The sequence below is a fragment of the Peptacetobacter sp. AB800 genome (assembly GCF_047807365.1).
Classification (GTDB): Bacteria; Bacillota; Clostridia; order Peptostreptococcales; family Peptostreptococcaceae; genus Peptacetobacter.
Genome location: NZ_JBLOUI010000006.1, coordinates 1 through 24,235, shown reverse-complemented (window position 1 = coordinate 24,235; position 24,235 = coordinate 1). Strand labels below are relative to the sequence as shown.

The window sequence follows — 24,235 nt, the reverse complement described above, 5'->3', positions numbered from 1 at the left end:
TATTCTATACTGTGAATATAGAGAAAAAATATAAATGGGAGATGATGGTATGAAAAATTTGACTGAACTAGTATTTATAATTGATAAATCAGGATCTATGAGCGGATTAGAGAGTGATACAATAGGTGGATTTAATTCACTTATAAAGAAGCATAAAAAAGAAGAAGGAGATGCTCTTATATCTGTTGTATTTTTTAATGATAATCAAGATGTGGTTTTGGATAGAGTTGATATAAATAAAGTTAAAGAACTTACAGAGGAAGATTATGTTTGTATGAGTTGTACAGCACTTTTGGATGCTGTTGGAGAGTCTATAAAACATATAAGAAATATTCACAAATATGCAAGAAAAGAAGATATTCCTGAAAAAACTGTTTTCGTTATTATGACAGATGGACTTGAAAATGCCAGTGAAAAATACAGATATCATGATGTTAAAAGATTAATTGAAAGAGCTAAAGAAGAAAATAATTGGGAGTTTCTTTTCTTAGGTGCGAATATAGATGCAATAGGTGAGGCTAAAAATCTTGGAATTGAAGAAGATTATGCAGTTGAGTTTTGTTGTGACGAAAAAGGAATAGAATTAAACTATGAGGCAGTTTCTGATGCTGTTAAAATGATGAGATGCTGCGATGAAAAATTAAGTGGTGATTGGAAAAGAAATATTGAAAAAGATTTAAAAGATAGAAAATAAATAATTATAGAATATAAAGACAACTAGTTAAAAATATTAGTTGTCTTTTTATATGTTTGAAAGAAGAAGTTGAAGGGTATTAAATATTTGCGAAAAAATTGAAAAATTTGCTCATAATAGTTTCAAAATTTTTAAAAAAATATATATACAAACAAAAAGAATTAATGATATTATTATACTATATTTTATAAACGATGGAGGTTTAACTATGATAAGAGTTGGAATAGTTGGCTATGGAAACCTTGGGAGAGGTGTAGAATCAGCCGTAAGTAAAACAAAAGATATGGAAATAGTAGGAATATTCTCAAGAAGAGATCCAAGTAGCATACATCCACATGATGCAAATATTCCTGTATATAAAATGGAAGATGCAGTAAATATGAAAGATGATATAGATGTTATGGTATTATGCGGAGGAAGTGCAAAAGATTTACCAGAACAGACTAAAGAGTTTGCTAAATACTTCAATGTAGTTGATAGTTTTGACACACATGCAAGAATACCAGAACATTTTGCAGCAGTTGATGCAGAATGTAAAGAATCAAATAAAATAGCAGTTATATCAACTGGTTGGGATCCAGGTATGTTCTCATTAAATCGTGTTTACGCTAGTGCAATATTACCAGAAGGAGAAGCATATACATTCTGGGGAAAAGGTGTTAGCCAGGGACATAGTGATGCAGTAAGACGTGTTGAAGGGATAAAAGATGCTAGACAGTACACAATACCTGTACCAGAAGCATTAGATGCAGTTAGAAGTGGAGCTAATCCAACCCTAACTACTCGTCAGAAACATACAAGAGAAGTATTTGCTGTAGCAGAAGAAGGTGCAGATTTAGATAGAATTAGAGAAGAAATAGTTACAATGCCTAACTATTTCGATGAATATGATACAACAGTACATTTCATAGATGAAGAAACACTTCAGAGAGAACATGGTGGAATACCTCATGGTGGATTTGTAATATACAGTGGTAAAACTGGATGGGAAAATGAAAATAAACATGTTATAGAATACAGCTTACAGCTTGACTCTAACCCAGAATTCACTTCAAGTGTGTTAGTTGCTTATGCTAGAGCAGCATACCGTATGAATCAGGAAGGTATGAAAGGATGCAAAACTCCATTTGATGTAGCGCCAAGTTATTTACATCCATTATCAAATGAAGAATTAAGAGCAAAAATGTTATAATTAAAATAAAAAAAGTGTGCAGCTAATTTTCTAGCTACACACTTTTTTATAATTTATTTAAATGTATCCATTTGAAGCCATTCATCAGACTCTTTAAAACCAAATTTTAAATAGACAGTTTTTTCCATTTTTGAAGCAGACAAAAAGATTTTGATTTATATCTTTATCTGGTGAACTACCTTCATCGATTAATTGTTTTTTTCGTATTTCAGATAAAGATTTAATATCATCTAGTGTAGCTTTTCTATATTTCATTTTAATTCCTCCCAATTTATTAAAATATTATATATTTAATTATGCTATAAATGAATATCTAGGCTTGATGTATTTATTTAATAATTGATAACACTTATAAAGATTAACTATACTAGTATAGAAAAAAACTATATAAAATCTGTATAAAATAGAAATTTAATATTTGACCTAATAAAGTTAAGATAATAAAATAAAAATGAAAATATTAAAAAGGAGGAATTTAATATGAATAAGAAATTAGTTAGTCTTTTACTAACAGCGGTTCTTTCTCTTGGTGTGCTTACTGGTTGCTCATCAAAAGAAGAATCAAAAGAAGCTGATACTAATACAGAAAAAGTAACAGCTGAAGCAGTTGACACTAAAACTGTATTTGTAACACCTGAGTGGGTTCAGAGTGTTATAGATGGAAACCAGAAAGAATCTGAAAAATATATTGTAGGTGAAGTATCTTGGGGAACTTATAAAGATAGTCCTAGTTACACAAAAGGTCATATACCTGGAGCTATACATATAAACACAGATAGTGTAGAAGAAGGGCCTGTATGGAACTTAGTATCACCAGAAAAAATGGAAAAAGGTATATTAGATAATGGGATAACAAAAGATACGACAGTTATACTTTACGGAGATGATATATCAGCGACTTCAAGAGTTGCATTTGCTTATCTTTGGGCAGGAGTAGATAATGTTAAAGTATTAAATGGTGGAATAAAAGCTTGGGAAAAAGCTGGATATAAAACAGAAACAGAGGTAGTTGAAGCTAAAAAAGCTGAAGACTTTGGAACAAAAATACCAGCACATCCAGAATATCAGTTATCTATAGAAGATGCTAAAGATAAATTAGAAAATGATGATAATTTCAAACTAGTAAGTATAAGAAGTAAAGATGAATTCTTAGGAAAAACTAGTGGATATAGCTATATAAATAAAGCAGCTGAACCAAAAGGAGCGGTTTGGGGACATGCTGGAACAGATCCATACAATATGAATGATTATCTTAATGAAGATGGAACTTGCATAAATATGGATCAGATGAAAGAATTATGGTCTGACTGTGATTTCACTACAGATAACGAACTTTCATTCTACTGTGGAACTGGTTGGAGAGCTTGTGTACCATGGTTAATATGCTATGAAAATGGAATGACAAACATGACTGTATTCGATGGTGGATGGAATGAATGGCAGATGGATGACAGCAACCCTGTTCAGGTAGGAGATCCAGCTAGTGATGATTGTGTTTATACAACAGTTGGAGAATTATCAAACGATAAGGCAGCGAAATAATAATGAATAAAGTAATATATTGGATAGTAAATTTATTAGAGATAGCATTTTTAGTAGGAGCGTATCTTGTAAATTATTTTACACCTAGAAAAATGGGGATGGCTAGATTTGTTATGTATAAAAATATGATGATAGAAGAGCAGTATAGTAATTTACAGAGTATGAAGAGCATGGCTGTTGGGATAATTGTTTTGTTAACTTTAATAACAATAATTTTATATTTTATTAGAAAGAAGAATGTAAAAATATCAATGATTGTTCTTACGTTGTTAATGACAGTACTATACTGTGGGTTTACAATCCTAAACTCAAAAGACACGTACACAGCATTTTATCTTATAAGTCCGCTTATAGGATGTGCAGCATTACTGCAAATACTAAAAACATTAATAAGTGTTCTATTCACAAAAAATAAATAATTAAATAGTAGATAAAAAAAGTGTGTAGCTAATTTTCTAGCTACACACTTTTTTTAAAATATGATAAAATTCGAGTAAGAAGTTAAATTGAAAATAGAAAAGAGGATGATTCTATGTCTGAAAAAAGTAAAGGATTTTGTAAGTATTGTGGAAAAGAATACACTAAAGGTGGAATGTTGCGTCATTTGGACACTTGTAAAAAGAGAGAAGAAAGTTTTAAAGAAGAAAATAAAAGAAGTAAGCAAGGATATTTTCAAATATCTATTTCAGACAAATACGACAAAGATTATTGGATAATTATAGAGATAAATGAAAAAGCAACTTTAAGAGAATTAGATAGCTTTATAAGAGATATTTGGGTTGAATGTTGCGGTCATTTGAGCTCATTTATAGTAGGTAATATAAATTATGATATTATTCCTAATGATGAATTTTGTAGTGATGATGATTTTCTAGCAAGTATTTTTGGAAGAACACAAGTAAAAAGCATGGATTATAAATTAAAAGATGCTCTTGAAGTAGGTCAAAAATTTAAATATGAATACGACTATGGTTCAACTACAGAATTAACTTTAAAAGTAGATAGACATAGGGTTGGAGGGAAAAAGTTAGATAATGATGTAGAAATTTTATCAAGAAATAATCCTCCTCAATTTATATGTCAAAATTGCAGAAAAAACAAAGCAAAATGGATAACACCAGAAGGTATATCGTTTGATAATAATATTTTTTGGTGTGATGAATGCTTAGAAAATGGAGAAGATATTCCAGAATATGTACTACCAATTTGTAATTCTCCTAGAATGGGAGTTTGTGCGTATGAAGGAAGTAATATTTATCCAGAGCAGTTTGAGCCAGATGTAGTAGATGATGCAAATAAAATTAAAAAAGTTTCTAATGAAGAATTATCTAAATCTGAATTTGTAGAATCTGAAAAAAATGAATATAAGGTAGACGCTAAAGGTAGACGTTATAAACAAATATTATTAGAGTATGTTTGGAGCAATATTACACCCAAAAAGAGAAATTATGAAAAAGCGACAATAGAACAATGGCGTGAACTTTATGAAATTGCTACAAGAATAGGTCAATTAAAACCTTGGGAAAATATAATGACCAATCATATAATAGCTGTTAAAAGGGAATTCTCTGAAGATGTATTATATTATAGAATAAGAGGATTTATGGAAATGGTGAAAGGAATAGAAATGTTTGAAGGAGAAGAAGCCTTTAATTCACTTCTTGGAGAATATGAATATAAAAAACTAAATATACCATTAGATTATGTAATATATTCACAGAATAAAATAGCTTGTTATTGGGATGATAGAGAGGATTTAAAAGAAACTCAAAGAAAAATTATAAAAGAATTAGGTTATAAATATAGAGGAAGAGGAAATTGGTTAAACTTTGTAAAAGATGAACCAGGATTCGATTTTATGACATTAAATAAAGAAGAAGTATCTTCTACTATTGAAAACTTTAAAATTTTAGAAAGAGCTCTAGAAGTATATGAAAAATCTGATAAAAAGTTTTCTCTTCTTTTAGATGAAATATTTTATGTTGAATTGAAAGAAGATGGAAGTATAGGTGAATCTAGGTTTAAACCACTTTTAATAGAGGATTATGTATTTGAAGAAATAAAGATAGAAGATAAAAAGGATATAATGCTCTTAGAAGGTATAAACGAACACAAAGGAATTCTAGAATTGAAAATATTTGTTCCAAATGAGCTTTATTATGATAGAACTTATAATAAATATACAATTTCTATAGCTTTTGTATTTGGAAATAATAAAAAAATAGAGGATGAAATATATATGAGTCCATCTGATAATATAATTAAGTCAATAGCAGATAAATTTATTCATCAGATATTTTCTAAAAGACCAAAAGAAGTACATGTTTCAAATGCTATTTTAGAGGTTGCACTTAGAGAAATTTGTAGGATATCTGGAATTAAGTTGAAATTAAAAAAAGAGTTATCTATAGATAAGATGTAAAAGATTAGCACAGAAGATTATACTGTAGTATAGTTTTCTGTGCTTTTTATATTTGAGGTTTATGAATATATTAAGAAAAAATGAATGATAATAATATGATGTATTATTATTTGTTATGTATTTATTATATATGTTGTAAATAGTGTGGTATATTTCGAAAAAAAATAATAACAACTACTGATATTTATAAAGATGATGTAGTTGAAAAAGTTAAAAAAGCAGATAGGGAAGCTAAAGAGTATTATGCAAAATTAGATAAAGAAAAGCTAGAACAAGAAAAAGAAGTAGATGAAAAATAATTAGAAAATAATTCGAAATAAGTTTACAATAATTAATTATTTTTTATAAAAACTTTAGAACTAATTAAGGAAAAAGTGTTAATATAAGTATGAACAAAGGGGGCATGCTTATGGAAAAAATAAACGACATGATACAAATATTAGAAGAAAAAGGTAGATTTAAAGAAACTAAAAATTTCATTCAGCATGGAGATGTTTCTGTATATGAGCATAGTATATTAGTTGCTAAAAAGAGTTTAGAACTTGCTGAGAAATTTAATATAGATGTAGACGAAGAAGCACTTATCAGAGGTGCGTTGCTTCACGATTATTTTTTATACGATTGGCATGAAAAGGATGATAGTCACAAGTGGCATGGATTTTTCCATCCAATGAAATCTTTAAAAAATGCTATGAGAGATTTTGATATTTCAGAAATAGAAGAAGATATAATTAAGAAGCATATGTTTCCACTGACACCAGTTCCGCCAAAAACAAAAGAAGGTTGGTTAGTTTGTATGGCAGATAAAATATGTGCTATGAAAGAAACTGTAGAGCCAAGATACAAAAAAGTTTGGAATAAGGTGAAGAGAATAGCTATATCTTAAAGAAAATTAGTTTTAAAAAATACAAAATTGTTATATTTTAATATAATAATTCATATAAAATTTAAATAATAATACAAAATTGATTTAATTTATTAAAAAATCACCTTAAACTATGACAAATTATAACAAGATTAGCCATATCCTAGCATTAAATAATGAAGTATGTTAATATATGCAAAATCAAAGTAATAACTTGTTTACAAAATAAAGAATACTAGAGGTGATAATATGAAAAATAAAAAAATAAAAATAATTATTAGTATGCTTTCAATTTTGTTTTTAGGAATAGCGAATACAGCTTTAGGTGCTCAAGATAATATAATTGATAAAATAACAAACAAAAGCTTTAAACAACATGTTGTATTTTATCCACAACATCAAGATGATGAAATTTTATGGGGAGTTAGTGCAATTACAAAGGCAATAGAAGAGCGTGGAGCTGACAATGTATATGTTGTACTAGTTTCAGATGGTTCAGGTGTAAATGTTTTTGCAAGAAATCCTAGATTTAAAGGACTTTCTAGAAAAGAAAAAGAAACACTTAGAAATAATGAATTCAAAGCAGCTTTATTTGAACTTGGTGTTAAAGAAAAGAATATAATAATACTTGCAGATGATGATAATAAATCTGGAACTCATTATGAACTTATGGAAAAGACTATGCTGAAATTTGAAAATGAACTTGGAAGTGTTACACATGTGGCACATCATTATAAATACGATGATCATATAATGCACAGAAAAAATGGAGAAGTTTTGAAAAGACTTAGCGATGAGCACAAAATAAAGGATGCTAGATATTTTATGAAACCAAAATACATAAAATATATACCAGAAGACAAAAGAGAATACTATAAATCAGAAACTGAAGCTGAAAGAGATAGAGCTAAAAAAGCTATGGATCAGTACAAGGTTATAGATGAAAATAGAGGAAAATTGGGAATAGGATATACCTCTGCCCACTCATACTTCGATCATTTATATAAAGATCCTGACTATACATCAGTATTAAGTATTTACTAAATAAAAGGCGATTGAGAGATTTCAATCGCCTTTGGTTTGTTATTATAATTATATTCTTTCTATTATCCAACCATAAGCTCCATTGGCTGGATTTTTTTGATATTTAACTATAGCATCAAACTTATTCCCACTTGCATCGGTAAATGATTTTACTTTAGCTTCACCTTTTTTTAGCAGTGATTTTACCATAGTTTTGTTAGGTTTCTTTTTAAACTTTTTAAAACATTGATCTTCGTTCCAAATTCCATATCTACATTCTTTGTAGTTTTCACAGAAGAATCCTTTTTCATATTCATATACGTTAGAACCACATACAGGACATTTACCTAAGCTTTGTTTTTCTCCAGAATCTTTTGAAGTGGATTTTGAAGAAGATGCTTTTGTTGAGCTTGAATCTGATTTTTTAGCCTTTGTAGTTTTAGCACCAGATTTACTTTTTTCTTCCATAGATTTTAGAGAAGATTCTTTGACGTATTTTTTATATTTAGTACTGTAAACATAGTGTTCTGGATTTATATTTTTTCTTGAATCCATTTTCATAGTATTTACACTTCTTACCACGAAAGAGCAGATATTGTTAAGGTATTCTTTTCTAGTGAATTGTCCTTTCTGAATATCGCTCAGACTTTTTTCTAGTTTACCTGTAAAATCGACGTCTAAAAGCTCTTTTACAGGGAAGATTTCAACGAGATTTATTCCAAGCTCTGTTATATAGTATGATTTACCTTTCTTTTTAACATAACCGACATCTTTTATCTTTTTAAGGACATCAGCTCTAGTAGCTGATGTACCGATTGAATATCCAGAAAGTACAGTTGTATCGTCATCAGATACATTTTTACCACAGTTTTTCATGGCTTTTAGAAGTGTATCCTCTGTGTATGATTTTGGTGGAGTAGTCTGCTTTTCAACTGGTGCAACACCTAGCACATCTACTTCCTCTCCTTTTTCAACAAAAGGAAGGAGTTCACTTTTATCTTCTTTATTATATACTTCTAAGTATCCCTTAGATTTTAGAACTTTTCCTTTAGTTTGGAATATTTTTCCGTCTACATCTGTTTTTATATCTGTATTTTCAAATTCTGCAGGAGGCATGAAGCTTGCGACAAATCTATCTCTTATAGCGTTGTATACTATCATCTCATCTTCAGTAAGTCCTGTTGGAAGTATGTAAGTAGGCATTATGGCACTGTGGCTATCTACCTTTGAAGAGTCAAAAACTCTTTTAGTTTTAGTGAATTTGATTTTATCTTTATAAGGAAGATTTTCTTTTATTTTATTTAAAGTCTGTTCAGCTTTAGATGCTAAACTTTCTTCTAGATAGATAGAGTCTGTTCTAGGATATGTGATAAATCCACCTTTTCCCTTTCCTTCATAAAGAGATTGACAGACACTAAGTACCTTGTCAGAAGTAAATCTAGCGTATTTAGAAGTAATATACCCCTGTAAAGATGTAAGGGAGAATAGCTTTGGAGCATATTCTTTAGTATTTGTAACTTTCTTATCTTTTATAACACCTTTATCCGATTTTATATCAGATACTATTTTCTGACATTCTTCTAAATCGTCGATTCTACTTTCTTTTCCTTTAAATATGTACTTACCTTTATAAGTTCCGTTCGCAGCTCCGAACTTTCCTTCTATTTCGTAATATGTTTCAGGTACGAAATTTTTGATTTCCATATCTCTATCGTAGATTAATTTAACTGTAGGTAGGATAACTCTACCAATGTTTAACATTTTTCCGTTTCCATATTTTAAAGTAGCAACTGATGTGAAATTTATCCCTATAAGCCAGTCAGTTATAAGTCGAGTGTATCCAGCAGCTTGAAGGTTTAACATTTCGTTGTTTTCCTTAAGGTTTTCCATACCTCTAGTTATATCCTCAGGAGTCCATTCATTTACTAGTATTCTCTTTATAGGAATTTTTGGTTTTATAAGGAAGAAAATTAAAAATGCTATAAGCTCTCCCTCTCTATCATTATCGGTTGCGTTTATTATGCATTCAATATCATCTCTTTTAATTAGAGATTTTATTATATTAAACTGTTCTCTTTTGCTTTTATCTACTTTAAATTTAAATTTATCTGGCGGAATAAAGGGGAAGTTTTCCATTTTCCAAGAGCCAGAATATTTTTCTTTGTCGTAGTCTTTTACGTCATAAAGGGAAACTAAATGTCCTACAGCATAAGTAACTATATATCCATTTCCCTCGAAATAGCCTTTATTTCTTGTTTTAGCACCTAAGAAAGAGGCTATGGTCTTTGCTACTGACGGCTTTTCTGCCAGTATTAATTTCATCTGCTCGCCACCTTTTTACTTATTTTATAATCTTTAAATATATTTATAACTTTTTAAAATTTATTTTATAAATGATTCTATAAAACTTTACATTTAAATTATATACAAAATTGCACTTACTTAGTATATAATAAATGTAGAAATTTATCAATAATGGAGGGAACACATGTTTGAACTTAAAATAAAAAAATTAAATGAAGATGCGATAATACCTAATTTTGCACACAAAGGCGATGCAGGTATGGACCTTTACTCAACTTCTGAAGTTGAAATACCAGTAGGGGAAACTAGACTAATAAAAACTGGAATAGCAATACAGCTTCCTCATATGACAGAAGCTCAGGTTAGACCAAGAAGTGGACTAGCTTTAAAACATTCTATAACTGTTTTAAATACTCCTGGAACAATAGATGAAGGGTATAGAGGAGAAATAGGTGTAATACTTATAAACCATGGGAAAGAAACATTTGTTGTAGAAAAACATATGAAAATTGCTCAGATGGTAATAAAACCAATATACGAAGTAAATGTAGTAGAAGTAGAAGAACTAACTGACTCAGAAAGAGGAAAAGGTGGATTCGGATCTACAGGAACAAAATAGTGATATATAGAAAGAGGCTGTTTCAAATTTTTTAGTATAATATCTAAAAGCTTGAAATCGCAAATAATCTCACCTCCAGGCTTCAGCGCCTCGCACATTAATATAAAACATTTGAAAGTTGCGAGGCGCTTGCAGATTGTCGGTTTTGATTTATTTGCGATTTTAAGCAAAGATGATTACATTCTAAAAATATTTGAAACAGCCTTTTTAATATATTCGCTATTTTGCCTGTAGCTCCGAATCCGATAGAGAACTAGCATTAACGTAGGAATATAATTGCGATTATATACATAAAAATAGGCTGTTGCAAATACTACAACAGCCATTTTCTAATTCTTATTTAAATGTTGCGTTTTCTATCTGAGGATCTTTTATTCCAAGTGTTTCCATTGTTGATTTGTTTATTATTGTTTCAGTTTCATCAAGTGTAGTTACAGGTATTTCAGAAGGCTGTTTTTCATCTTTTAGTATCTGAGCTGCCATTTCTCCAGCTTTTTTACCAAGTTCTTTGTAGCTTATTCCGTTGCAAGCTAGTGCACCATTTTCAACATGTCCTTCTTCAGAACCTATAACTGGTATTTTGTTTTCAGTTGCTACTTTAGTTATTATTGGCATTGAAGATGCTACTAAGTTATCTGTAGGAGCGAATATTACATCTGCTTCTTTTGCAACTGCTGCAACTGCCTGGTTAACTTCATTTGCCTGAGTTGCACCTTTGTCTACTACTTTTATTCCTTCTTTTTCAGCTGCTTCTCTTAAAGCATCTACCTGTAATTTAGAGTTTATTTCACTTGTATTGCATACAACACCTATTGTTTTAACATCTGGTACGAATTTTTTTATAAGTTCTAATGCTTTAGCTACTGGTATTGCGTCAGATGTACCTGTTACATTATTTTCTGATGATTCATTGCTTTTTACAAGTCCTGCTTCAACTGCATCTGTAACTGCTGTGAACACTATTGGGATATCCTGAGTAGCGTTTAATGCTGCCTGAGCAGATGGAGTAGATATTGCGAATATTAGGTCTTTTTTATCGTTTACAAAGTTGCTTGCTATTGTCTGAGAAGTAGGGTTGTCGTTCTGAGCATTCTGGAAATCTATTTCTAAGTTTTCACCTTCTACAAATCCGTTTTCTTTAAGTCCTTCTACAAATCCTTCTTTTGCCTGATCAAGTGCTGGATGTTCAACTAACTGAGTTATACCAACTTTTTTAACTTCATCAGTTGAATCAGAAGATTCACTGCTACCTGAGCATCCTGTAAGTAATGTTACTCCTAATGTTAATGATAATACTAAAGATAATAATTTTTTATTTAATTTCAATTTATTTTCCTCCAAGTTAATTTATTTTATTTGAAGTTTCGATTATGCTATTTTTAATTTTTTAATGTTATGATTCGAGTTCCAGGGAAAAAATAAAAGCCATATAGTTTAAGACTACATGGCTTTTATTGATTATTATATTACTATAAAAAAGAAAGCCACATAATTCTCAATCTATGCGGCTTATATATAAGTAATGAAACTTCATAAAAATTGACTTATTATAACCTGCACAGACACAAAGCCCTGGATTGTATTTACCGAGGTCTGTATCCGTACAAAGTGTTTTTATTAGATACAGCCTCTAAATATATAGGTTATAATAGTAATAATAAAGTCTAGTTTTCATGATAGTTTCTCCTTTTAATTCGTTATAATTTATTAGTTCTTGAAATAATATTTTACAATTCTTTTAATTTACTGAAAATTGATTATCTTTTGAACTTGTATATATTCTAAAATATAAAATGCATAGTGTCAAGAGTTTTTTGAAAATTTATTAAATTGTTTTTCGTTATATAAATAAATCTTAGTTTTCTGTTTTTACAAGTTTTACGTCCATATCAGCTGGTTTTTCTATGCCTAAAGTTTTCATAGTATCTTCATTCATAGTTATAACTGGTTCGTCCATAGTTTCTACAGCTAGATCAGAAGGCTGTTTTTCACCTTTTAATATCTGAACTGCCATTTCACCAGTTTTGTATCCTAGCTGATAATAGTCAACACCACCACAAGCAAGAGCTCCAGATGTTACAGAACCTTCATCAGATGCTATTATAGGTAATTTATTTTCATTAGCAACTTTTGCTATTATAGGCATTGAAGATACAACTAGGTTATCTGTTGGAACATAAAGAACATCTGCTTTACCAACAACTGAAGTTATAGCCTGATTTACTTCTGAAGATGCGCTGATTCCTTTTTCTATTACTTCCCAACCTTTAGTTTTAGCGTATTCTTTTAAAGAATCAACCTGAACTTTAGAGTTAACTTCACTTGTAGAGTAGATAACAGCTATTTTTTTAGCTTGTGGAGTTAATTTTTCAACTAAAGACATAGTTTTGTCTATTGAAAGGAAGTCTGATGTTCCTGTTACATTTCCGCCATCTTTATTATCTAAAGATTTTACTAGTCCTGCTTCTACCGGATCAGTTACAGCTGTGAATAGTACAGGTATATCCTGTGTAGCGTTGAATGCAGCCTGAGCTGATGGAGTAGATATTGCATATATTAAATCTTTTTTATCATTTACGAAATTACTTGCTATTGTCTGAGAAGTAGGATTGTCGTTCTGAGCATTCTGATAATCTATTTCTACATTTTCTCCGTCTTTATATCCGTTATCTTCTAGTGCTTTTATGAATCCTTCTTTAGTCTGGTCAAGAGAAGGATGTTCTACAAGCTGGGTTATACCAACTTTCTTAACTTCATTCGAAGAAGATTCACCTCCACCAGAACATCCAGTAAGCATTGATACGGATAAAATTCCTGTAGTTATAAGTGCGATTAGTTTTTTGTTGATTTTCATAATAATTTCCTCCGTTTTTTTAGTTTTTTGATTTGATTTGGTATTTTTTATACAGCGTATTCGAATTTTTCTAAAATGTCTTCAACAGTCATTTTTTTCTTATCTTCGCCGTTAACATCCATTACTATTTCACCTTTGTGTAGCATAACAAGTCTATCTCCGTATTCTAGAGCGTGTTTTAAGTTATGAGTAACCATAAGAGTAGTTATGTTTTTCTTTCTAACAATTTCGTTAGTAAGAGCTATTACCTCATTTGATGTTTTTGGATCTAAAGCTGCTGTATGTTCATCAAGTAGTAGTACCTTTGGATCTGCTAAACAAGACATTATTAGCGATAATGACTGTCTTTGTCCTCCTGATAAGAACTGAACCTGAGTATCAAGGAATTTTTTTAAATCAAGAGATATGCCTTCTAATAAAGATTCAAGTTTATCATCTGTATGTCTTAGGCATTTTCTAAGATTTAAAAGTTTTCCTTTGTTTAATGCTAGAGAAAGATTTTCTCTAACTGTCATAGAAGGACAAGTTCCTAAGCTTGGATTTTGGAAAACTCTACTGATTACCTGAGTTTTTCTATGTTCAGGAAGATTACTGATATCTGTTCCATCTAATAAAATCTGTCCTGATGTTTCTTTTAATAATCCTGAGATTATATTTAATAGAGTAGATTTACCAGTACCATTACTACCTACTATGCAAACAAATTCTCCGTCTGGTATATCTATTGAAAGTTTGTTTAAAACTGTATTGTCATCTCCACATGGATTTGGGAAGGTTTTAGTTATTTTTTTAAGCTGTAGCATTTTTATCTCTCCTTTTTTATGTTTTAATTCTATCTGTATTTTTAATATAAATTTTATTCTTTAGCTGTTTTTTTCTTTAACTGAAGATTACCTACTGCTAAGAATGCAACTATTACAAGTGAACTTATAAGTTTTAGATCTGTAGAAAGCATTCCTAAGTTTAATGCGAAGTAGATAGTGAACTGGTATATGAAAGCACCTATTAGTATTGCTGTTGTAGCTTCGACAGCTCTTATTTTTTTGAATAGTGTAAGTCCTATTATTATTGATGCTATACCAAGTACTAGAGTACCAATTCCCATTGTTACATCTGCGAATCCTTGGAACTGTGCCATTAGAGCTCCTGATAGAGATATTAAAGCATTTGATATCATAAGTCCTAGTATTTTTATATTTCCGATATTTATTCCAAGTGATTTTATCATCTGTTCATTATCTCCAACACCTTTTAAAGTGTATCCAAGCCCTGTTTTTAAGAATAAATCAAGTAATATTTTTGCTATAAGTACAAATATAAGTGCTATTACTACTGGTGGTATATCACCTTTGAAAAGGTTAGGGAATGTGAATAGTGGTATGTTTGATTTTCCCATTATTCTAAGATTTATTGAGTAAAGCATTCCCATTGTAAGTATTCCTGATAATAGGTTAGATATTTTAACCTTTATATGAAGAAGTCCTGTAACCATTCCGGCTAAAGCTCCTCCAACTACTGCAAGTAGTACTCCAACTAGTGGATTTAATCCTCCTGCAAGTGTTGCTGCTGATATTGCAGCTCCCATTGTGTAACTTCCATCTGCTGTCATATCTGGGAAGTCTAGTATTTTGAAGGTAATGTATACCCCAATCGCCATAATTGCTAAAATTAAACTTTGTGTAACTACTGAAATCATAAATTTAAACACTCCTCTTAAAAATTTTTTTGATTTTATTTTTAATAACTAAACTTTCAAAGTGAAAATTGTAAAAATAAAAGCCGCATAGTTTATATTTCTATGCGGCTTCAATATTCATATAAAAACAATTTATATAAAAATAGATATAAAAAAACCACATAGTATTTGTTCTATGTGGCCGATATATTTTATAAAAACTTTACAAAACAAACAAATCGAAACTTAGCCAACATAGATACAGTCGTAAAATCCTAACGGCCTGTACCTATTCGCATGGAATCGATACAAACCAATCTAATAGTGGCTAAAATAAAATCGTCTCTGTTTATTCTTTAAAGTCTTCATAACATTCTCTCCCTTTCGTTTAATAATTAAAAATTTGAAATATTTTTCTGAAAATTTTGTGATTCATTTTCTATGGTTCTTATTTTAGCTCAGAGATTTTTTTCTGTCAACACAAAAATTTAAAATTTTTTTAATTTTTTAGAAAATTTGATATATTTACTGCTAAAATAAATAACTTGAAAGCATTGAAAATAATACTATCCTGAAATAAATAAAAATCTTGAAAAATTTTTAGAAAATTAGTTAAAATTGAGTTTAAATATAATAATAAACTTACCTAAATTATGAAAAAATATTGTATTATATAATAAATAATAATATTCTAACGATAATAAAATTTAAATATTATCTTGAGTTGAATAGCAGAATTCAAAATAAAATTTTTTATAAAGAGAAGGATATGATTTTATGGAAAATGAAAAAATAATAGAGCCTCAAGCAACTGAGGAATTTATAGAAAAACATATACCGTTTATAATTTCGTGTATAAGTAAATTTACAGGAAGATATGTTTCTATAGAAAATGATGACGAGTATAGTATTGGAATGATGGCTTTTGTTGAAGCTATAGAAAAGTACAAGGAAAGCAGAGGAGATTTTTATGCGTTTTCAAGATTGGTAATAGAAAGCAGACTAAAAAACTTCTTTGAAAAGGAAAATAAACATAGTAAAAATAAATCTATAGAAGACTATAAAGAGAGAGGAACTGACTTAGTAGATAATTTAGAAGATCACGATAAAGATGATTTAAATAGAGAATTTACAATAAACGAGATAAAAAAATTAAAAGAGGAAATAGACGATTTTGGCTTTGGTTTTGAAGAACTTGTAAATGAAGCTCCAAAGCACAAAGATACAAGAGAAAAAGCAATAGATATTTCTGAAAAATCAAGTAGAGAAAAAGATATAACTGATTTCATGTTTGTGAAAAAGAGATTACCTATAAAAAATATGTCTGACAGGTTTGATGTAAGCGAAAAAGTAATTAGAAAGAGCAAGTTATTTATTATAACAGTTATAATTATACTATTTAGAGGATATAGAAATTTAAAACTATGGATAAAGAAAGGTAGATAATTATGTTATACAAAGGGATTATTATAGAAGTTAAGGATGAGTATTCGATAGTTGTGACTAATGAATCAGAATTTTTAAGAATAAACAATAAAGAAGGGATGAAGGTTGGAGATAAGATATACTTCTTAGAAGAAGATATATACAATACTGAAGAAAATGCAATTTTATCTGACCAGAGCGAAGAAAATGAAGAGAAATCAAATGTTATAGATTTTAAAGAAAAAAAGGAAAAAAGCAAGAATAATATGAGTAGAATTTACAAGAGATTGGTTAGTGTTGCTGCAACGATCGCAATAATAGTAGGAGCAGTTATATATACATCTTCTCCAAAATCTTATGCTACTGTATCATTTGATGAAAATGGAAGCAGCTTGGAGCTTAATCTCGATAAAAATAAAAAAGTGAACTCTACATCTCTAATAAACGGAAGCCTAGATATATCAGATGATGACGATTTTTCAATGGTTTTAGATCAGTTGTACAAACAAATAAAACGGGATTCTAAAAATAATAAAAATGGAAGAGTATTAGTTGGACTTTGTTTTGAAGATGCTGAGGATTTAGCTTATGAAAAAGAAATAAAAAATCTTATAAGTCAGAAATTTAAAGGATTAAATATTATGTATGTAAGAGTTGATAAAAATCAGGTTAATATGAATCAAAATGCTGAAATTTCAATGGGCGAGTACGCAGCTATGAAGATGATAGAAGAAGACGATATCGAAGGAATGACAATGGATAGATTAAATCAGATGTTAAAAGATGGAAAATACGAATATTTAAGAGAAGAAATTCTTGATGAATTAGAAGACAGAAGTGAAGGATATGAAGATGATGACGACGATGATATAGATGAAATTGAAGACTACTATAAAAATAGCAATAGAAAAAATAATAATACTAACTCTAATTCTTCTAATAAAAAATATGAATCAGACGACGATGACGATGATGAAGAAGATGAAGAAGATGATGATCATGACGACGATGATGACGATGAGGATTAAATTACTATTATTAAAATAAATCTGAATAAATGGTAAAATAATATTGAGAAGTATAATTTAAAAATAAATAATAGAAAGATTGGTGATATTAATGCTAGTAGGTACTTCTAATCTTACTAAAAATATGGATAATGCTTGTGTTACAGAGCTTGAAATACCATTAATTGTAATGATGGAAAATGCTGTAAATGCAGCTATGAAAAACATGGATATAGATAAAAACAATTCTTATACTGTTGTATGCGGTGTTGGAAATAATGGTGGAGATGGACTTGGAATTGCTAGAAAATTATACATACTTGGTAAAAGAGTAGATGTATTTTTAGTTGGTAAAAAAGAAAAATTGACAGATTGTTCTTCTGTAAACTTTAAAATTTTAGAAAATATGGGTGTGAATTTAACGTTTATAAATGACGAAAATATAAATGTCTTAGAAGAGTCGTTAAAAAATACAGATGTTTGTGTAGATGCTATATTTGGGACAGGACTTAAGAGAGATGTAACAGGTATATTTGCAGAAGTTATAGAATCTATGAATAAATTTTCTAAAAAAATATATTCTATAGATATATCTTCTGGTTTGGATAGCGATACAGGAGATATAAAGGGAATTGCAGCTAAGGCTTGTAAAACAATAAGCTTTGAGTTTTATAAGCGAGGATTTTTAAACTATAAAGCAGATGATTATACTGGAGAAATCGTAGTAGAAGATATAGGTGTCCCAAAATCTATTAAAGATAAATTTCATAATAGTGAATTTATAATCGGTAAAAATGAAATTAAAAGATTTATAAAAAAGAAAGATAAGAACGCACATAAAGGAAATTTTGGAAGAATTAGTATAGTAGCAGGAAGTAGAGGATTCTATGGAGCAGCAAAAATTGCTACAGAATCAGCTGTAAAAACAGGTAGTGGATTAGTTACACTTATAAGTGACTCAGATGTTCAGGAAAAATTATGTACGGTATTTACTGAAGCTATGACTGTAAATTATTCAGAAGAAGAAAGAGTAAAAAAACTTATTGAAAATAGTAATGCTATAGGAATTGGACCTGGTATGGGAGATAATAAAACAACATTGAAGATAGTTGCAGATATTTTAAAAGTAGCAAAATGTCCTGTAATCATAGACGCAGATGGAATAAACTGTCTAAAAAATAATAAAGATATTTTAAAAAATAGTAAAGTGGATACATTGATTACTCCTCATCCAGCAGAATTATCTAGAATAACAGGATTTTCTATGGAGTATATAAACAATAATAGAATAGACGCAGCTAAAGAAACAGCAAGAAATCTTAAGTCAATAGTATTATTGAAAGGAAATAGAACTGTTATAACAGATGGATATACTACATATATAAATATGACTGGAAACAGTGCCATGGCAAATGGAGGTATGGGAGATTGCCTAACAGGAATAATAACATCACTAGCAGGGCAAGGAATATCTCTGTTTGATGCAGCAGTAGTTGGAACATATCTACATGGATATATAGGAGATAAATTAGCTGAAGATAAATATACAGTAAATGCAAGTGATATTATAGAAAAAATTTCGTATACAATGAAGGATTTTGAGGACAGATAAAGAAATATTGTAAATAAAAAGAAAAAAGTTACAAAATTTAAAAAATTGATTAAAGTTAGAAAAATTTGATACTTTTTTGTAATCATTGAAAAGAAATTATGTAATATAATGAAAAAAAGAAAACATACTGAAAGAAATTACATAATATTGTTAAAAAGTAAAATACTTGAAGGGAGGGGTATATATGCTTTTAGGAATAAATATAAAACTAGTTTGGTTGGCAGTTGCGGTTATATTTGGTATAGGCGAAATGTTTACAGCAGGGCTTACATTAATATGGTTTAGCTTTGGAGCATTGGCCACTATGTTTTTAACTACTTATGTAGAAAGTATACCGATGCAGCTAGTTATATTTGGATTAAGTTCAAGTATAATGCTTTTTATAGCAACAAAATTAATGGTGAAAAAAGATGAAAACTATGTATCTAATACTAATATAGATGCCCTTATTGGAAAATATGCTATTGTAGAAAAAGATGTATCAAATATAGTATATGGAATTGTCAATTTAGAAGGTGAAAAATGGACAGCCGTATCTGAAAAAGAGGTTACATATAAAAAAGGTGAAAAAGTAAAAGTAGTTAAAATTGACGGTGTTAAACTAGTTGTAACTAAATAGTTTGTAATTTAGAATATCTAAATAATATACAAAAGGAATAGATGAATGGAGGTGGCGTTATGCCCGCAGTAGTAAAAACTATAATAAATTTAGTACTGATTGTAGTTGTTGTACTTATAGCTCTTTCTTGTGTAAAGGTTATAAAACAGTCAAAAGTCGGTATTATAATGAGACTTGGAAAATTTAGAAAAGAAGCTAAAACAGGGGTTCATTTTTTAGTGCCATTTATAGATAGAATGGCTTACATTATAGACCTTAGAGAATTAGTTGTTGATTTCCCACCACAGCCAGTTATCACAAAGGACAATGTTACTATGCAGATAGACACAGTAGTTTACTATAAAGTAACAGATCCAGTTAAGTATGTATTCGAAATAGCTAATCCTATATCAGCTATAGAAAACTTAACTGCTACTACTCTAAGAAATATAATAGGTGAGTTAGACCTTGATGAAACTCTTACTTCAAGAGATATAATCAATGCTAAGATGAGAACTATATTAGACGAAGCTACTGATAAATGGGGTATAAAAGTAAACAGAGTAGAACTTAAAAATATAATGCCTCCTCATGATATACAGGTTGCTATGGAAAAACAGATGAGAGCTGAACGTGAAAGAAGAGAAGCAATCCTTCAGGCAGAAGGTAACAAATCAGCGTCTATCCTTCAGGCAGAAGGTGAAAAACAGTCAGCTATACTTAGAGCAGAAGCTAAGAAAGAAGCTATGATAAGAGAAGCAGAAGGTCAGAAACAGTCTGCAATCTTAGTAGCAGAAGGGGAAGCAGAAGCGATAAGAGAAACTGCAATAGCTAGAGCAACTGGAGAAGCTGAAATGATTAGAAGAAGTCAGGAAGCTACTGCACAAGGTTTAGCTTTAGTATTTAAAGCTATGAAAGAAGCAGATATAGATGATAACATGCTTGCATTAAAATCTATGGAAGCTTTAGAAAAACTAGGTCAGAGTGAGTCAGCTAAGTTAGTTCTTCCTTCAGATGCAGTTAGTCTATTAGGTACTTTTAAAGGTATAAAAGAAGTAATGGAAGATGCAAAAGAAAATTAGTATAAGATTTTTGATTTTATTGTAGATTAAAAAATAAAAATGGTATATAATACAAGTCGTGGAAAAGAATATCCGTTTCGGATATTCTTTTTCTTTTGTAAAGAACATGCATGGATTGTTTTTGGAATAAGTTGGAGGGATAGATGCATGTTAAAAAAGGTTTATATTATGGAGGAGAGAAATGAAGAAAAAATTTTTATCACTTACAGTTCCATCTGCATTGGCGATGTTTGTAGCATCATTTAATACTGTCCTTGATGGTATGTTTTTAGGGATAGGTGTAGGAGATGATGCTATAGCTGGTGTAAATATAGTTATACCGGTTATAATGATTTTTATAGGAATATCTAATATGGCAGCTGTTGGGGGAGGATCTTTAGTATCTAAGAATTTTGGAGAAGGAGATTCTGATAAGGCTGTAAATATATTTAGACAGGTTATAAAATCATTAATAGTAATGAGCTTGTTGATTAGTGTAGTATGTGTTGCATTTTCAGAAGCTATAGTTGTACTTCTTGGAGCAAAAGGAAGATTAGTTCCTATAGCTGCTGAATATTTAAGATACTACTCTATATTCTGTATCTCAAGTGTACTTATGGTTGTTTTTGGTAGCTTTTTAAGAAATGATAATGCTCCAAAACTAGCTATGGTTGCCAGTATGACAGCTACAGTGATAAATATTATATTAAATTATGTATTTATATTTGTACTTCAGCAGGGTGTGAAAAGTGCAGCAGTTGCGACAGGTATAGGAAACAGTATTGCACTTATGATGATGCTACCTCACTTTATATTTAAACATGGTCAGCTTTCATTTGGTAAGACAAATATAGGTATATCAGCATTCGTTGAAGCTATGAAGATAGGATTTCCATCTTTCTTAGCAGAAGCGGCATTTTCTGTAATAATATTCTTCCACAATATTGCACTTTCAAATACTGTTGGGGAAAGTGGAATAGCAGCATATGCAATAATAAACTATGCTACATCTAATATATACAATATAGTATTGGGAATAACTATGGGTGTTCAACCATTAATAAGCTACAACTTTGGTACAGAAAACAAAGAAAATATGCTTACTTTCTATAATATGACTATAAAAATGTGTATATTTGTATCAGCTGCAGTAACATTAGCATATGCAGGATGCGGTAGATTTATAGCAGGAGTATTCTCTAATTCGCCTGAAGTAATAGATATGGCTGTTATAGGTCTTAATCTGACTAATGCAGCATATATATTCCTAGGAGTTAACCTAACTAGGACAATTTATTATCAAGCAATAGAGAAAACAATATACTCAAATATAATGGGGCTTTTAAGATCAGTAGTTATTCTGCCTGTAGTTTTATTTGTATTTGCATCTAAATTTGGTGTAAATGGGATATGGGCTAGTCAGTTAGTAGCAGAATGTATAGTAATGGTATTTATTGGAATTACAGTAAATATATCATATAAAACTGATTTAGCTATAAAGAGCAAGGAAAGATATACTGGTATGAAAACTGTATAAAGGTAATAAAAAAATTAAGAAAAGGCTAGTTTTGAAATATTAAAAGAAATGTTAAAAATATCTAAAAATTGATAAAAAAATGACAACCATATATCTATTGTGATATAATAAAATTCGAAGTTGTGAAAATAAAGTAAAAAAAGGGGTGGATATTAGTGTTTCAATTTGAAACTCAATTAAAAAAGCTTAAACATGAAGTATTAGTAGAAGTAGTAAAACTAGCAAGAGAGAACAACATAACAAAAAAGGAACTAGATAAAATTCCAAATAAAATAATAAAAGGCGATAAAGCTATATATAGATGTTGTGTATACAAGGAAAGAGAAGTTGTAGCTGAAAGAGCTAGAATCGCGCTAGACCTAGATCCAAATGGCGAAAATAAAAAAGTAGATACAGAAAAAATAAACATAAAAGATGGAGAACAGATAATATATGTACTAGAAGCAGCTTGTGATAGCTGCCCTATAAATGACTTTACAGTAACTGATTTATGTAGAGGTTGTTTAGCTCATAGATGTAAAGAAGCTTGTAAATTTGGAGCTATATCTTATATAAATGGTAGAGCTTATATAGATCAGGATAAATGTAAATCTTGTGGTGCTTGTAAAAAGGCATGTCAGTATGATGCTATATCAGAAATGGTTAGACCTTGTAAGTCAGTATGTCCTACAGGAGCTCTTGATATAAATAAAGAAACATCAAAGGCAATAATACACGAGGAAAAATGTGTAAACTGTGGTGCGTGTATGTCTGCATGTCCATTTGGAGCTATATCAGATAGAAGTCTTATAGCACCAGTTGCTAGATTATTAGAAAAGAAAGAAAAAAATATATATGCAGTTGTTGCTCCTGCTATAACAGGTCAGGTTCCTGCTATAATAACTTATGGTCAGGTTAAAAATGCAATAAAATCATTAGGGTTTAAAGATATGTACGAAGCTGCTTGTGGAGCAGATGCCGTTACAGTTCATGAAGCAAATGAATTTGTTGAGAGAATGGAAGATGGTGCAAATATAATGACAAATTCATGTTGTCCAGGATTTGTATCATATATAGATGTAATGTTCCCAGATATGGCAGATAAAATATCTCATACAGTATCTCCTATGATAGCGACAGGAAGATATATAAAAAATATGGATCCAGATTCTGTGGTTGTGTTCATAGGACCATGTACAGCTAAGAAAAAAGAAGCATTTAGAAAAGATGTAGTTGGAGCTATTGATTATGTACTTACATTTGAAGAGTTAATGGCTTTATTTGAAGGATTTGGTATAGAATTAGCAAAATGCCAGAATGAAGATACTGATGGAGCCTCTATATTCGGTAGAGGATTTGGTGCAGCAGGTGGTCTTACAAAAGCTATAGAAAACTATATAGCTGACAAAGGTGTAGATGTAGATTTTAAACCAGTAAAAGTATCTGGAGGAAAAGAAGCTAAAAAGGTATTAACTCTTTCTAAAGTTAATAAAGCTGGAGGAAACTTTATAGAAGGTATGATGTGTGAAGGTGGATGTATAAATGGTGCAGGTAAATTTATATCTATGCCAAAAGCAAAACCAGCATTTGATAAAAAGAATTCACAGTCTAGTATAAAGACAGTATTATCTAATGAAACATTATCAGAATATGAAGATATAGATTTAGAAAGAAAATTATAATTATAGATAAAATAAAAAAAGATGCGAATTATTCAATGTCATTAAGTTAGCATTGTTAATGAGGTTATCTAAAAGAAAAATAGCAGGAAAGATTTTTGCTTTCCTGCTATTTTTATATTTTAAACACACAAATAAGACAGATAA

General features: G+C 29.8%; 21 protein-coding genes. 15 read left to right on the top strand and 6 right to left on the bottom strand.

Features of this window, described 5'->3' with window-relative positions; genetic code table 11:
• Positions 1–49 precede the first annotated feature (49 nt).
• Both ACK2WN_RS03670 and ACK2WN_RS03665 read left to right on the top strand, forming a co-directional pair.
• On the top strand, positions 50–694 hold the full coding sequence (locus ACK2WN_RS03670) for a vWA domain-containing protein (protein WP_416154878.1): 645 nt from the start codon (positions 50–52) through the stop codon (positions 692–694).
• Between the two features lie 208 nt (positions 695–902).
• On the top strand, positions 903–1,886 hold the full coding sequence (locus tag ACK2WN_RS03665) for a diaminopimelate dehydrogenase (protein ID WP_416154877.1): 984 nt from the start codon (positions 903–905) through the stop codon (positions 1,884–1,886).
• 93 nt (positions 1,887–1,979) lie between these two features.
• Here ACK2WN_RS03665 and ACK2WN_RS03660 read toward each other — a convergent pair whose 3' ends face one another.
• Positions 1,980–2,141, bottom strand: a complete 162-nt coding sequence (locus ACK2WN_RS03660; RefSeq protein WP_300528700.1) for a hypothetical protein — start codon at positions 2,139–2,141, stop codon at positions 1,980–1,982.
• Positions 2,142–2,366: 225 nt separating this feature from the next.
• On the opposite strand from ACK2WN_RS03660, the gene ACK2WN_RS03655 reads away from it, so the two are divergent.
• From ACK2WN_RS03655 to ACK2WN_RS03635, 5 genes are all read left to right on the top strand, one after another.
• Positions 2,367–3,428: a sulfurtransferase gene (locus ACK2WN_RS03655; protein ID WP_329998954.1), complete on the top strand. Its 1,062-nt coding sequence runs from the start codon at positions 2,367–2,369 to the stop codon at positions 3,426–3,428.
• Positions 3,429–3,430: 2 nt separating this feature from the next.
• Positions 3,431–3,847 carry a hypothetical protein gene (locus ACK2WN_RS03650; RefSeq protein ID WP_300528704.1) on the top strand — a complete coding sequence of 139 codons (417 nt, stop codon included), beginning with the start codon at positions 3,431–3,433 and terminating at the stop codon, positions 3,845–3,847.
• 113 nt (positions 3,848–3,960) lie between these two features.
• Positions 3,961–5,850 carry an IS1096 element passenger TnpR family protein gene (locus tag ACK2WN_RS03645; RefSeq protein ID WP_416154876.1) on the top strand — a complete coding sequence of 630 codons (1,890 nt, stop codon included), beginning with the start codon at positions 3,961–3,963 and terminating at the stop codon, positions 5,848–5,850.
• Positions 5,851–6,259: 409 nt separating this feature from the next.
• Positions 6,260–6,736 carry an HD domain-containing protein gene (locus ACK2WN_RS03640; protein WP_416154875.1) on the top strand — a complete coding sequence of 159 codons (477 nt, stop codon included), beginning with the start codon at positions 6,260–6,262 and terminating at the stop codon, positions 6,734–6,736.
• Between the two features lie 228 nt (positions 6,737–6,964).
• Positions 6,965–7,759, top strand: coding sequence for a PIG-L family deacetylase (locus tag ACK2WN_RS03635; RefSeq protein WP_329998959.1), 795 nt, complete (start codon positions 6,965–6,967; stop codon positions 7,757–7,759).
• Between the two features lie 48 nt (positions 7,760–7,807).
• Here the strand turns inward: ACK2WN_RS03635 and ACK2WN_RS03630 are convergent, their stop codons facing one another.
• Positions 7,808–10,060, bottom strand: a complete 2,253-nt coding sequence (locus ACK2WN_RS03630) for a type IA DNA topoisomerase (protein ID WP_416154874.1) — start codon at positions 10,058–10,060, stop codon at positions 7,808–7,810.
• Positions 10,061–10,226: 166 nt separating this feature from the next.
• On the opposite strand from ACK2WN_RS03630, the gene dut reads away from it, so the two are divergent.
• Entirely contained in the window at positions 10,227–10,661 is a 435-nt protein-coding gene (dut, locus tag ACK2WN_RS03625) for a dUTP diphosphatase (RefSeq protein ID WP_300528715.1), read from the top strand.
• Between the two features lie 336 nt (positions 10,662–10,997).
• Here dut and ACK2WN_RS03620 read toward each other — a convergent pair whose 3' ends face one another.
• The 4 genes from ACK2WN_RS03620 to ACK2WN_RS03605 form a co-directional block, all read right to left on the bottom strand.
• Positions 10,998–11,987 carry an ABC transporter substrate-binding protein gene (locus tag ACK2WN_RS03620; protein ID WP_416154873.1) on the bottom strand — a complete coding sequence of 330 codons (990 nt, stop codon included), beginning with the start codon at positions 11,985–11,987 and terminating at the stop codon, positions 10,998–11,000.
• Between the two features lie 529 nt (positions 11,988–12,516).
• Positions 12,517–13,515 (bottom strand): ABC transporter substrate-binding protein, encoded by a 999-nt coding sequence (locus ACK2WN_RS03615; RefSeq protein WP_416154872.1) that lies wholly within the window; start codon positions 13,513–13,515, stop codon positions 12,517–12,519.
• Between the two features lie 47 nt (positions 13,516–13,562).
• The gene (locus ACK2WN_RS03610) at positions 13,563–14,318 is read right to left on the bottom strand and encodes an ABC transporter ATP-binding protein (RefSeq protein WP_329998965.1); all 756 of its coding nucleotides are present in this window, start codon (positions 14,316–14,318) and stop codon (positions 13,563–13,565) included.
• A gap of 53 nt (positions 14,319–14,371) precedes the next feature.
• On the bottom strand, positions 14,372–15,211 hold the full coding sequence (locus ACK2WN_RS03605; protein WP_416154871.1) for an ABC transporter permease: 840 nt from the start codon (positions 15,209–15,211) through the stop codon (positions 14,372–14,374).
• A 756-nt stretch (positions 15,212–15,967) separates the two neighbouring features.
• Between ACK2WN_RS03605 and ACK2WN_RS03600 the strand changes: the two genes are divergently transcribed.
• From ACK2WN_RS03600 to ACK2WN_RS03570, 7 genes are all read left to right on the top strand, one after another.
• On the top strand, positions 15,968–16,636 hold the full coding sequence (locus ACK2WN_RS03600) for a sigma factor (protein WP_300528726.1): 669 nt from the start codon (positions 15,968–15,970) through the stop codon (positions 16,634–16,636).
• A gap of 2 nt (positions 16,637–16,638) precedes the next feature.
• A complete protein-coding gene (locus tag ACK2WN_RS03595; protein WP_300528728.1) occupies positions 16,639–17,643 on the top strand; it encodes an anti-sigma factor domain-containing protein in 1,005 nt (334 codons plus the stop codon).
• A 91-nt stretch (positions 17,644–17,734) separates the two neighbouring features.
• Positions 17,735–19,234: an NAD(P)H-hydrate dehydratase gene (locus tag ACK2WN_RS03590; protein WP_416154870.1), complete on the top strand. Its 1,500-nt coding sequence runs from the start codon at positions 17,735–17,737 to the stop codon at positions 19,232–19,234.
• Positions 19,235–19,418: 184 nt separating this feature from the next.
• Entirely contained in the window at positions 19,419–19,853 is a 435-nt protein-coding gene (locus ACK2WN_RS03585; protein ID WP_300528733.1) for an NfeD family protein, read from the top strand.
• Positions 19,854–19,912: 59 nt separating this feature from the next.
• Positions 19,913–20,914 carry an SPFH domain-containing protein gene (locus ACK2WN_RS03580; RefSeq protein ID WP_416154869.1) on the top strand — a complete coding sequence of 334 codons (1,002 nt, stop codon included), beginning with the start codon at positions 19,913–19,915 and terminating at the stop codon, positions 20,912–20,914.
• A gap of 181 nt (positions 20,915–21,095) precedes the next feature.
• Positions 21,096–22,430: an MATE family efflux transporter gene (locus tag ACK2WN_RS03575; protein WP_416154868.1), complete on the top strand. Its 1,335-nt coding sequence runs from the start codon at positions 21,096–21,098 to the stop codon at positions 22,428–22,430.
• Positions 22,431–22,585: 155 nt separating this feature from the next.
• A complete protein-coding gene (locus tag ACK2WN_RS03570) occupies positions 22,586–24,091 on the top strand; it encodes a 4Fe-4S dicluster domain-containing protein (protein ID WP_416154867.1) in 1,506 nt (501 codons plus the stop codon).
• Positions 24,092–24,235 lie beyond the last annotated feature (144 nt).